The following is an 11,634-nucleotide window of genomic DNA, read 5'->3' as shown; positions in this document are numbered from 1 at the left end:
AGAGGGCGGCCCTGTTTGGCACCGATGCCGCGTTGCGGCAAGAGGGGGATCGCCTGTTCGGGCACCGGATCAGGCCGCCGCCAGCAGGTCCCGCACCAGCTTTTCGCCCATCGGCCAGGGGCCGAAGCCGGCGGCGGGGTTGATGTGCCCGACCTCGCCCGCGTCGATGAAGTCGGCGCCCCACAGCGCCGCGAAGCCACAGGCCCGCGCCGCCGGGCAGTAGGGATCGTTGCGGCTGCCGACGACGACGGCGGGAAAGGGCAGGGGGGATGTGGGCACCGGCGCGAAGCCCCGGACCTCCGGCGGGGTGTGAGCGGGCGATTCGACGTCGGGCGGGGCGACCAGCAGCGCCGCCGCGACCTTGCCCACCGACGCGCCCGGTACTTCCGCCCAATGGGCGACCAGGATGCAGGACAGGCTGTGGGCGACCAGCAGCACCGGGCCCGGCGCCGCCGCGACCGCCGCCTCAAGCCGCGCGACCCAGTCGGCCGGCGTCGGATGGTCCCAGTCCGCCTGCTCGACCCGGACCAGACCGGGCATGCGGCCCGCCAGCCAGCTCTGCCAATGGTCGGGGCCGGAGTTGCCCAGGCCGGGAAGGATCAAAACGGTCGGCTGCGTCATTCTTTCAACTCAGAATCGTCATCGTTCCCGTATAGTATCGCGACAAGACCGCGGGGCAACCGCTCAAGGCTTCCAGCCCGGGGATGGCTGGGATGCTCAACCGCCGGCGGCACGCATCGGGCATCATCGGGAGAGAACGTCTTGGACATCAGCGCCACCATCGCTCAGGACATCTGCGATCACATCGGCCGCGAACTGGAGGTCGTGGTCTCCTTCATGGGCAAGGGTGGCAGCATCATCGCCTCCACCGCCCGCGACCGCATCGGCTCCACCCACGCCATCGCCGCCGAGATCATGGCGCGCCGCATCGACGAGCGCGCGGTCGCCAAGGACGAGGCCGCCAAGTCCGGCGGCGCCATGCGCGAGGGCTACAACGTCGCCATCGACCTGGACGGGGAGCGCGTCGGCTCGCTTGCCGTCGCCGGCCCGGCCGATCAGGCCCGCCGCTACGCCCGCATCGCCCGCCACTGGGCGCTGTCGATGCTGCGCGCCGAAAACGCCGACGCCCAGCGCGCCCGGATCCTGCGCGAGCTGTCCGACCGGCTGGAGCGCGACATCGGCGGGCTCGCCGCCGAGATGACCGAGGCCGGACGCAAGCTCGACGGCGCCGTCGACACGGTGCGGCGGGCCGGCGACGATTGCCTGCGCCAGACCGGCGACGCCGCCGCCGCCGCCCGCGCGGTGGACGGGTCGGTCGGCGCCATCGCCGGCGTGCTCGACCGGCTGTCCTCGACCTCCCAGCAGATTTCCGGCGACACCAGCAAGGCGCGCGAGATCAGCCAGGCCGCCGCCGTCGACAGCGACCGCGCCACCACCGTGATGACCTCGCTGCGCGCCGCCGCCGAGCAGATCGCCAGCGTCGTCAAGCTGATCAACGCCATCGCCAGCCAGACCAACCTGCTGGCGCTGAACGCCACCATCGAGGCGGCGCGCGCCGGGGAGGCCGGGCGCGGCTTCGCCGTCGTCGCCAACGAGGTGAAGGCGCTGTCCCGCCAGACCGCCGACGCCACCAAGCAGATCGCCGATCAGGTCTCCAACCTGCAAAAGGAGACGGCGGCGGTGGACGAGGCGCTGGGGCGGATTCATTCGACCATCGGCTCGATCCAGACGATCAACGGCACGGTGGCCGCCGCCATCGACGAGCAGGCGATGCTGACCGCCGAGGTGTCGCGCACGCTCGACCGTTCGCGCCAGGACGCGATGGCCGCCGAGCAGCGCATCGGCGACGCAGAACAGACGCTGGGCGGCGTGACCCGCACGCTGGAGGAACTGAGCGCGCTCAGCCAGAACATCGCCACGCGGGCCGGCAGCCTGGGCGGCCGGGTCGGCGACGCGCTGCGTCAGGTGCGCGGGTAGGGGCCGGTTTCGGGAAAGGCGTCCTCGTCCCGTTCCGTCATGCCCGTGCCAGGCACGGGCATGACGTCGCGCCGGATGATGAACGGTCCGTGCGTCAGGCGTGCGGGTAGGGAGTCGTCGTCGGGTCGGGATCGGCGGTGCGGCGGGCGGCGGTGGCCGCCCCGCCCGGCAGCGGCACGATCAGCCGGCGCTTGACCGGCTGCTGCGTCGTGCGGCGCGACACCCCGGCGAAGATCTGCTTCGACGCCTCGATCATCGTCACCCCGGCGAAGGCCTTGAACCAGCGCCCGCCGACCTCCTCCCAGGCCGGCGCGGTCTTCAGCAGGAAGCGCGAGCGCAGCGGCGGGATGAACAGGGCGTGGCCGGTGCGTTCCGGCACGAACATGGTGTCGCGCAGAACCTGCTTCAGTTGGGAGGCCGAATAGGGGAAGCCGTGGCCGAAGGGCGTCCAGTCGGCCCGCGCCCACAAGCCGCGCCGGTTCGGCACCACCGCCAGCACCCGCCCGCCGCCGGCCAGCACGCGCCAGATCTCGCGCATCATCGGCCGCAGCTGCTCGGTGCCCTCCAGCCCGTGGACCAGCAGCACGCGGTCGATGGTGTTGTCGCCGAAGGGGAGGTCGGCCTCGTCGCCCAGCGCCACCATCCCGCGCCCTTCGGGCGGCCAGAAGCTGACGCCCTGGCTGGCCGGCATCACCGCCGCCACCCGGTCGGCCTCGGCCATGAAGGGGCGCAGGTAGGGGGTGGCGTAGCCGACGCCCAGCACGATCTGCCCGCGCACGTCCGGCCAGATGGTGCGGACGCGGCGCCGGATCATCCGCTGGGCCATCTGGCCCAATCCGGACTCGTAGAACTCCCTCAGATCGACGATATCGGTGTACATGGTATCCCAGCGTATCACGGGTTTGCGTCGCAACAGAGGGAGTCCGTTGCCGTGGAGGTCGTTCTCGTTCCGGCATTCGCCGACAACTACATCTATGTGCTGCGTGATGCGGCGTCCGGCAAGGTCGGCGTGGTCGATCCCGGCGACGCGGAGCCGGTGATCGCCGAACTGGACCGGCGCGGCTGGGTGCCGACCCACATCTTCCTCACCCACCACCACGACGACCACATCGGCGGCGTGGCGGCCCTGAAGGCGCGCTACCGCCCGACGGTGATCGGCGCGCGCGCCGATTCGCACCGCATCCCCGGCCTCGACGTGGCGCTCGACGAGGGGGCCCGCACCGTGTTCGGCGAGCAGACCGCGCGGGTCATCGCCGTTCCCGGCCACACCAGCGGCCACATCGCCTTCTGGTTCGAGACGGCCTTCAACGGCGCTGGCGCGCTGTTCTGCGGCGACACCCTGTTCGCGCTCGGCTGCGGCCGGCTGTTCGAAGGCACGCCGGAGCAGATGTGGGAGTCGCTGGGCAAGCTGCGCGCCCTGTCGGATTCGACCCGCGTCTATTGCGGCCATGAGTACACCCTGTCGAACGCCCGATTCGCGGTGACGGTGGACCCGGAGAACGGCGCCCTGCTGGAACGCGCCGAAACCATCGCCGCGATGCGGGAGCGCGGCGAGCCGACCATCCCCTCCACCATCGGGCTGGAGCGCCGCACCAACCCCTTCCTGCGCGCCGACGAGCCGGCGGTGCAGGCGGCGGTCGGCCTGCCCGGTGCGGCGGCGGAGCGGGTCTTCGCCGAGATCCGCCGACGCAAGGATCATTTCCGCGGCTGATCTTTTCGGTGACCGGGGACGAGTGCCACGCTAGGCTTTTTCCCGTCGCCGAACCTGTTGAGGAAGAGTCCCGATGCTGACGCTGCGCTGGAGTGCGACGTCGCCTTATGTGCGCAAGGTGATGATGGTCGCCATCGAGGGCGGGCTGGACGGCCGGCTCTCCTGCCGCGCCACCGACCCCTGGTCGCCCGGCACCGACCTGCCGGCGGACAATCCGCTCGGCAAGGTCCCGGTCCTGACGCTGGAGGATGGGACCGTCCTGTTCGACAGCCCGGTCATCGTCGAGTATCTCGCCACGCTGGCTCCGGCCGCCGGGCTGCTGCCGGAGCCGGGGCCCGCGCGCTGGGCGGCGCTGCGGCTCCAGGCCGTCGCCGACGGCATCTGCGACGCGGCGATCCTGCGCCGCCTGGAGACCAACCGCCCCGACGGTGAGCGGTCGGCCGGCTGGGTGGAGCGCCAGCGCAAGGCGGTGGCCCGCGCGCTCGACCTGCTGGAGGCGGAAGCGGCGGGGCTCGCCGTCGAGCGGCCGACGGTCGGCACGCTGGCGGTGCTGTCGGCCCTGGGCTACCTCGACTTCCGCTTCGGCCAGGAGGATTGGCGCGACGGCCGTCCGACCCTGGCGGCGTGGTTCGCGGCGGCGTCCGACCGCGACAGCGTCCGCCGCACCGCGCCGCCGGCCGGCTGAGAGGTCCCGCTCTCCTCGGAGGGACGTGCCCTGCGGCCTTGACCGGAGGGGGCGGCGCGTGACCTGTTCGGGACAGCGCCGAACAAGGGGAATCATCGTCATGCCGCAACCCTCCACACCGTCGTCGACCACACCGTCTTCAGCCGCGCCGCCGTCCGCCGCGCCGCTGTCCGTCGGGCTGCTCGGTTTCGGGCTGGCCGGGGCGGTCTTCCACGCGCCGCTGATCCGGAGCGAGCCACGGCTCCGGCTGGCCGCCGTCGCCAGCTCGCGCACCGACGACATCCGCCGGGTCGCCCCCGGCGCCGTCGCGGTGGCCGCTCCGGAGGCGATCCTGGCGGACCCGGCCATCGATCTGGTGGTGGTCGCCACCCCCAACACCAGCCACGCCCCGCTGGCCCGCGCCGCCCTGCTGGCCGGCAAGCATGTGGTGATCGACAAGCCGATGGCGGCCACCGCGCGCGAGGCCGACGCGCTCATCGAACTGGCCGAGCGCCAGGGCCGCGTGCTGACCGTGTTCCACAACCGCCGCTGGGACGGCGATTTCCTGACCGCGCGCGCCTGCGTCGAGGATGGAAGCCTGGGCGAGATCCATCATTGCGAGGTGCATTTCGACCGTTTCCGCCCGGCGATCAAGCCCGGCTGGCGGGAGCGGCCGCTTCCCGGATCGGGGGTGCTGTTCGATCTCGGCGCCCATCTGATCGATCAGGCGCTGACCCTGTTCGGGCCGCCGCGCACCGTCACCGCCGACGTCGGCGCCCAGCGCCGCGCCGCCGAGGTGGACGACTGGTTCCACCTGATCCTGGGCTATGGCCGGATGCGGGCGATCCTGCACGCCGGCACGGTGGTCTGCCGTCCGGGGCCGCGCATCCAGATCCACGGCGACCGGGGCAGCTTCCTGAAGCACGGGCTGGACGGCCAGGAGGCGGCGCTGCGGGCCGGCGCCACGCCCGGCGGCCCGGATTGGGGCCGCGACGACCCGGCCCTGCACGGGATCCTGCACCTGGCCGACGGGAGCGAACAGGTGGTGGAGACGCTGGCCGGCGATTATCCGGCCTTCTACCGGGGCGTCGTCGCCGCCATCCTCGATGGCGCGCCGCCGCCGGTGACGGCGCACTCCGCCCGCGACGTCATGCTCGTGCTCGAAGCCTGCGTCCGCAGCGCCGCAGAACGGCGGACGGTGGCGCTGCCCTGACGCCCGGCCCGGCCGGGCGCCGGCGTTGACGCTCGGCGGACGGCCCGGTAGAAGCAACGACGTCACGCAGGAACCCGCTTCGCCATGAACCTCATCGTCGCCGCCCATCTGGAAAAGCGCAGCCGCCGCCGAGCCTGACGGCGCCGTTCGTCTTCGCGTTTCCCGATACACCGGCCGCCGCGCTTTTGCGGGCGGTCTTCGCCGAGGTTCGTCCATGCATCCGCTGTTCTGGGTCGCGTTCCAGGGGTTCACCCTGGGCGCCGGGTTGATCATCGCCATCGGCGCGCAGAACGCCTTCGTCCTGCGCCAGGGCCTCGTCCGGCGCCATGTGCTGCCGCTCGTCCTATTCTGCGCCCTGAGCGACGCGCTTCTCATCGCCGCCGGCTCCGCCGGCTTCGGCAGCCTGGTGGCCAGCAGCCCGCTTCTCCTGCGCGCCGCCGCCTTCGGCGGGGCCGCCTTTCTCGGCGTCTATGGATTCCGCGCCTTCCGCAGCGCTTTCAAGGCCCAGAGCCTGAGCGCCGAGGGCGCCGCCAATCTGCCGCTCGGCCGGGCGCTGGCCACCGTCGCGGCCTTCACCTTCCTGAACCCGCATGTCTATCTCGACACGGTGGTGCTGGTGGGCGGCATCGCCGGCCGCTATCCCATCGGCGAGCGGGTCTGGTTCGCCGGCGGCGCCATGGCGGCGTCCTTCGCGTGGTTCACGGCGCTGGGTTATGGCGCCCGCCTGCTGGCGCCGCTCTTCGCCCGGCCGGTGGCGTGGCGGGTGCTCGACACGCTGATCGGCGTGGTGATGACGGCGCTGGCGGCGAGCCTGCTGCTGTCGGGCCTCGCAGGATGACAGGGAAGGGCGCCGACAGCGGCGGCCGGGACGGAAGGGCCTGTGTGGCCGGCGCCGCCGTCCGGGATGCGGACGCCGCGCAATGGCAGCCGGCCATCGACGCCCTGGTCTTCCGCCCGTCCGGTCATCGGGGTGTCTGCGCGATCCATCGTCTGGCCTTCCGCGCCCTGCTCGGGCGGACCGGCGGGGCGGAGGACTGTCTCGCCTTCTTCGCCGCCCACCGTCCGGCCTTCGAGCGGGCGGCGGCGGCGAAGATCGCCCGGCGCGGGCTTGACGCCTCGGCCAGCCTGCATCTGACCAGCCGCGACGTCGCCCGCGCCATCGCGGCCGGGTAGGGGGCGACCGGTCAGGCGTAGGCGTAGGGGCCGCCGCGGTCGAGCGCGCGGCGGTAGGCCGGGCGGGCGTGGATGCGCTCCAGCCACGCCATCAGCCGGGGGCGCGAGCCGTTCAGCCCGGCGCGCGCGGCGGCGGCCTCGATGGGAAAGCTCATCTGGATGTCGGCGACGCTGAAGTCCGCGCCGGCGAACCAGGGCGAGTCCTTCAGGCCGTCCTCCAGGAAATCGAGATGCTGGCCGAGGCGCGGCGCCACCATGGCGCCCACCACCCCGCCGGCGATCCTGCGGGCCAGCGGGCGCAGCAGGACCGGCATCGGCGGGCGGCCCATCCGGTCCATCACCAGCTTCAGCAGCAGAAGCGGCATCAGCGACCCCTCGGCGTAATGGAGCCAATAGGTGCAGCGCAGCCCTTCCGGCGTGCCCGGCGGCGGGCGCAGCCGGCCGTCGCCGTGCCGGCTCACCAGATACTCCAGGATGGCGCCGGATTCGGCGATGGTCAGCCCGTCCTCGACGATCACCGGGGACTTGCCGAGCGGGTGGACGGCGCGCAGGGCGGCCGGGGCCGCCAGCGTCGCCGGGTCGCGCGCGTAGCGGACGATCTCGTAGGGAAGCTCCAACTCCTCCAGAAGCCAGAGGACGCGCTGCGAGCGGGAATTGTCGAGATGATGGACGGTGATCATGGCGGCGGCGGTCTTCCCGGTCGTTGGCGTCCGCCCTGCGCGGCGGGGTGCATGACCTATACGTCAGGAGATGCCGGAAGGATCACGTCGCGACGGACTTGGCCCGGCCATGCGGCGATGCCGCGCCGCCGGCTCGGCGGCGGGGCGGGCCACGCCCATTACCGTGTTGGGCATAGTCAAATTAGGCCGTTCAGCAGAACCCGAATGGATCACCGGCCAGGGTTTCCGCGTTGTTGGGAAAACGGCGTGTGCTGGACACGCCCGGCGAGGAGGAGTGGTCATGTCAGGAAAAGCAATCGCGGCGCTTGCCGGACTGTTCGGAATGCTGGCGCTGCCGGCGCTGGCCGCCCCCGGCGACGTTCATTCGGTCACGGGGGAAAAGGTCAATCTGCGGGCGGCCCCGTCGGACGACGCCTCGGTCCGCTCCACGGTGACGCGCGGCGACGAGGTGGTCGAACTGAAGCAGGACGGCAACTGGCTGGGCGTGCGGGTGCTGCGCACCGGCGAGGAGGGCTGGCTGTTCTCCGACCTCGTGAAGCGGCGCACCGCCAGCACGCTGGGCGGTGCCGCGGCGGCCGGGCCGGCGCAGGCCGGGTTCGGCCGGATCGCGCCGGGCTTCGACGGGCTGGTCGCCAGCATTTCCGACCATCTCGGCTACCGCTTCGCCGACAAGGTCGAGCAGACCGGCAACGGTGCTCTGCGGGTCGTGCCGACGCAGGACTGGAGCTACAACACCAGCCGCGACGCCAAGATGTACGCGGCGCTCGCCCTGTACCAGATGTGGAAGAACTACAACAACGGCCGCCCGGTGACGGTGGCGCTGGGGCCGCAGGGCGCCTCCGCCATCACCATCGAGGACAGCGCCAAGGGGCCGGAGCTGGTCCTGCCGATGATGGGCTCGTCGCGCTGACGGCTGCGGGGCAGGGGCGTGAGCAGGGGCAGGGCAGGGAGGCGGCGGCCGGGCTTTGCGGAAGCGGGCGCGGCGGCCATGTGAGGAGGACACCATCCCTTGGGAGGCCCCGCCATGACCCGCCGCGCGCCCGTTGCCACGCTCGCCACCCACAGCGTCGCCAACCAGCCGCCCGACTTCGCGCCGCGCGACCTTTGGCGGACGGACACCGCGCTGCGGGAGGCGGTGCGGCGCGAGGGCGGCGGCTGGGCCGGGGACGCGCTGGCGGCGCTGGGGGCCGAGGCCGGCAGCGAACGGGTGATGGAACTCGGCGACCTCGCCAACCGCCACGGCCCGGAGCTGCGCGCCTTCGACCGCTTCGGCCACCGGATCGACGAGGTCGAGTTCCACCCCTCCTACCACGCGCTGATGGAGCTGGTGTTCCGCCACCGGATCCACGCCGTCGCCTGGGATGGCTCCAGGCCGGGCGGGCACGTCGCGCACGCCGCGATGGGCTATCTGGCGACCCAGGCGGAGGCCGGGGTGCTGTGCCCGGTCGCCATGACCCACGCCGCCGTGCCGGTCCTGAGGCGCCAGCCGGAACTGGCGGCGGAATGGCTGCCGCGCGTCCTGTCCGATCGCTACGACCCGCGCTTCGTCCCGGCGGGCGAGAAGACCGGCGTCACCATCGGCATGGCGATGACCGAAAAGCAGGGCGGCTCCGACGTCCGCGCCAACAGCACGCGGGCCGAGCCGCTCGGCGGCGGTGGGCCGGGCGGGGAGTACCGGCTGACCGGCCACAAATGGTTCTGCTCGGCGCCGATGTCGGACGCCTTCCTGACGCTGGCGCGGACCGGGCGCGGGCTGTCCTGTTTCCTGGTGCCGCGATGGCGGCCCGACGGGACGCGCAACGCCATCCGTCTCCAGCGGTTGAAGGACAAGCTGGGCAACCGCTCCAACGCCTCGGCCGAGATCGAGTATGACGGCGCCTCGGCGGTGCTGGTCGGCGAGGAGGGTGACGGCATCGCCACCATCATCGACATGGTCCACCACACGCGGCTCGATTGCGGCTTCGCCGCCGCCGGGTTGATGCGGGCGGCGGTGGCGCGGGCGCTGCACCACGCGACCCACCGCGCCGCCTTCGGTCGGCCGCTGATCGGCCAGCCGCTGATGCGCGGGGTGCTGGCCGACCTCGCGCTGGAGAGCGAGGCGGCCATCGCGCTGGTGCTGCGCGTCGCCCGCGCCTTCGACGAGGGGGAGGGCGACCCGCAGGCCCGCGCCTTCGCCCGTCTGGCGGTGGCGGTCGCCAAATACTGGATCACCAAGCGCTGCCCCGCCCTGGTCTGCGAGGCGCTGGAGTGCCACGGCGGCAACGGCTACGTCGAGGAGGGGCCGATGCCGCGCCTCTACCGCGAGGCTCCGCTCAACGCGATCTGGGAGGGGTCGGGGAACGTCATCGCGCTGGACGTGCTGCGCACCCTGCACAAGGAGCCGGCGGCGCTCGCCGGGCTGGAGGCCGAACTGGCGCTGGCCGGCGGGCTGGACGCCCGCTTCGACGCCTGGGTCGGGCGGACGCGCGCCATGCTCGCCGATCCGGCCACGCTGGAAGGGCAGGCGCGCCGGCTGGTCGAGCGGCTGGCCCTGGCGCTCCAGGCCGGGCTGCTGCTCCGCCATGCCCCGCCTGCCGTCGCCGGGGCTTTCTGCGCCTCGCGGCTCGGCGGCGACTGGGGGCACGCCTTCGGCACGCTGCCGCCGGACACAGACTTGGATGCGATCCTGGAGCGGGCGGCGCCGGACGCCAGATGATCGCCTCAGATGATCACCCCGGCCAGCGCCGGGCTCTGCTCCAGCGCGTCGGCCACCACGGACAGCACCCAGCGCGCCTCCGCCCGGTCGGCGGCGGCGCCCAGGCACAGGCGCAGCGCCTCCGGCACCGGCTCGCGCAGCGCGAAGGTGTCGCCGACCACGGCGGCGATGCCGCGCGTGCGCAGATGGGTGGCGAATTCGCCGCGCGTCCAGCCGGGCGGCAGCTTCAGCCAGATGTGGAACCCCTCCGGGTGCGCCGCGACGCTTTCCGGCGGCAGCAGGGAGGCCGCCAGCCGCTGGCGCCCGACCGCCTCCTCCCGCACGGCGTCGAGCAGCGCCGCGGCGGTGCCGCCGGTGATCCAGCGGTTGGCGATGGCGCAGGTGACCGGCGAGGCCATCAGCGTCGTCGCCCGCAGGGCCCCGGTCACCCGCATCGCCTGCCGCGCGTCGGGCGCCGCGACATAGGCCAGACGCAGGGCCGGCGACAGGCATTTCGCCAGCCCGCCGATGTGGAACACCAGATCGGGGGCCAGGGCGGCCAACGGCGGCGGGGCGTCGGTCACCAGCGGGCCGTAGATGTCGTCCTCGACGATGCAGACGCCGAATTCCCGCGCCGCCGCGATCACCGCCTCGCGCCGTTCCAGCGGCATGGTCGCCGTGGTCGGGTTGTGCAGGGTCGGCATGCAGTAGAGCAGCTTCGGCCTGTGCTGTTCGAAGACGGCGCGCAGGGCGTCGGGATCGAGCCCGTCGCGGTCCATCGGCGCGCCGACCACCGACAGGCCGAGTTGCCGGGCCACCGCCCTGAAGCCGGGGTAGGTCAGCGCCTCGGCGCACACCGTGTCGCCCGGCCGCGCCAGCAGGGTCAGCAGCGCCAGCAGGGCGCCCTGGGTGCCGGGGCAGACGGCCAGCCGCTCCCCGGTGACGCCGGGCAGGCGGTCGCGCAGCCACAGCCGCCCGGCGGCGCGGTCGCCGGCCCCGCTTTCGGCGCCGACGCTGTCGGGGTAGCGCAGCAGGCTATGCGCGTCCAGCTCCGCCACCGCCTCGGCGGCGTCGCGGCGCAGACGGTCGAGCAGATCCGGGCGGTCGGGGACCGGCGGCTGGTTCATCGTCATGTCGACGAAGCGGATCCCCGTGGCCGTTCGCCGGGACGGGGAGGCGGGGGAAGGGGAGGCGGCGGCGTCGGCCGCCGGGGCGCGCACGAAGGTTCCCTGTCCGACGCGGGCGTCCACCAGCCCACGGCGCCTCGCCTCGCCATAGGCCCGGCTCACGGTGGTGAAGTCCAGCCCGATCCGCGCCGCCAGCGCCCGCTGCGGCGGCAGCCGCTGGCCGGGGGTCAGGCGGCCGTCGCGCAAATCGTCGGCGATGGCGTCGGCGATGGCGAGGTAGGCCGGCTTGTCCCGCCCGTCGAGACGGGGGGCCCAATCCTCCGGGCCGCCGTCCTGGTCGGCCTGCCTGAGATCCGCTTGCCTGAGATCCGCCCGCTTGAGATCCGATTGCATGGAAGCACCGTTGCGCCGATTT

12 protein-coding genes are annotated in these 11,634 nt (G+C 73.1%); 8 read left to right on the top strand and 4 right to left on the bottom strand.

The window, feature by feature from the left end; all coding sequences use genetic code 11:
* Positions 1–69 precede the first annotated feature (69 nt).
* Positions 70–621, bottom strand: coding sequence for an RBBP9/YdeN family alpha/beta hydrolase (locus tag JN22_RS04885; protein ID WP_085552839.1), 552 nt, complete (start codon positions 619–621; stop codon positions 70–72).
* Between the two features lie 141 nt (positions 622–762).
* On the opposite strand from JN22_RS04885, the gene JN22_RS04880 reads away from it, so the two are divergent.
* Positions 763–1,977 carry a methyl-accepting chemotaxis protein gene (locus JN22_RS04880; RefSeq protein ID WP_085552838.1) on the top strand — a complete coding sequence of 405 codons (1,215 nt, stop codon included), beginning with the start codon at positions 763–765 and terminating at the stop codon, positions 1,975–1,977.
* Between the two features lie 94 nt (positions 1,978–2,071).
* Here JN22_RS04880 and JN22_RS04875 read toward each other — a convergent pair whose 3' ends face one another.
* On the bottom strand, positions 2,072–2,857 hold the full coding sequence (locus tag JN22_RS04875) for a class I SAM-dependent methyltransferase (RefSeq protein WP_085552837.1): 786 nt from the start codon (positions 2,855–2,857) through the stop codon (positions 2,072–2,074).
* A gap of 51 nt (positions 2,858–2,908) precedes the next feature.
* Here JN22_RS04875 and gloB point away from each other — a divergent pair, with 51 nt between their 5' ends.
* From gloB to JN22_RS04850, 5 genes are all read left to right on the top strand, one after another.
* Positions 2,909–3,688, top strand: coding sequence for a hydroxyacylglutathione hydrolase (gene gloB / locus JN22_RS04870; RefSeq protein ID WP_085552836.1), 780 nt, complete (start codon positions 2,909–2,911; stop codon positions 3,686–3,688).
* Positions 3,689–3,761: 73 nt separating this feature from the next.
* Positions 3,762–4,373, top strand: a complete 612-nt coding sequence (locus tag JN22_RS04865) for a glutathione S-transferase N-terminal domain-containing protein (protein WP_179166042.1) — start codon at positions 3,762–3,764, stop codon at positions 4,371–4,373.
* A 100-nt stretch (positions 4,374–4,473) separates the two neighbouring features.
* Positions 4,474–5,565 (top strand): oxidoreductase, encoded by a 1,092-nt coding sequence (locus tag JN22_RS04860; protein ID WP_085552835.1) that lies wholly within the window; start codon positions 4,474–4,476, stop codon positions 5,563–5,565.
* Between the two features lie 214 nt (positions 5,566–5,779).
* Positions 5,780–6,403, top strand: a complete 624-nt coding sequence (locus JN22_RS04855; protein WP_085552834.1) for a LysE/ArgO family amino acid transporter — start codon at positions 5,780–5,782, stop codon at positions 6,401–6,403.
* 44 nt (positions 6,404–6,447) lie between these two features.
* On the top strand, positions 6,448–6,738 hold the full coding sequence (locus tag JN22_RS04850; RefSeq protein ID WP_085552833.1) for a DUF1488 family protein: 291 nt from the start codon (positions 6,448–6,450) through the stop codon (positions 6,736–6,738).
* A gap of 11 nt (positions 6,739–6,749) precedes the next feature.
* Here the strand turns inward: JN22_RS04850 and JN22_RS04845 are convergent, their stop codons facing one another.
* The gene (locus tag JN22_RS04845) at positions 6,750–7,418 is read right to left on the bottom strand and encodes a glutathione S-transferase (RefSeq protein WP_085552832.1); all 669 of its coding nucleotides are present in this window, start codon (positions 7,416–7,418) and stop codon (positions 6,750–6,752) included.
* Between the two features lie 280 nt (positions 7,419–7,698).
* On the opposite strand from JN22_RS04845, the gene JN22_RS04840 reads away from it, so the two are divergent.
* Both JN22_RS04840 and JN22_RS04835 read left to right on the top strand, forming a co-directional pair.
* Positions 7,699–8,328 (top strand): SH3 domain-containing protein, encoded by a 630-nt coding sequence (locus JN22_RS04840; protein WP_085552831.1) that lies wholly within the window; start codon positions 7,699–7,701, stop codon positions 8,326–8,328.
* Positions 8,329–8,442: 114 nt separating this feature from the next.
* Entirely contained in the window at positions 8,443–10,113 is a 1,671-nt protein-coding gene (locus JN22_RS04835) for an isovaleryl-CoA dehydrogenase (protein WP_085552830.1), read from the top strand.
* Between the two features lie 5 nt (positions 10,114–10,118).
* Here JN22_RS04835 and JN22_RS04830 read toward each other — a convergent pair whose 3' ends face one another.
* Complete coding sequence (locus JN22_RS04830; RefSeq protein ID WP_085552829.1) at positions 10,119–11,612, bottom strand: aminotransferase-like domain-containing protein; 1,494 nt, start codon at positions 11,610–11,612, stop codon at positions 10,119–10,121.
* Between the last annotated feature and the right edge of the window lie 22 nt (positions 11,613–11,634).

It is taken from the genome of Azospirillum agricola (genome assembly GCF_020005195.1).
In the GTDB taxonomy this organism is placed as follows: Bacteria; Pseudomonadota; Alphaproteobacteria; order Azospirillales; family Azospirillaceae; genus Azospirillum; species Azospirillum agricola.
Note: the sequence above shows the minus strand (reverse complement) of the source record. Positions and strands in the feature narration are given on the sequence as shown.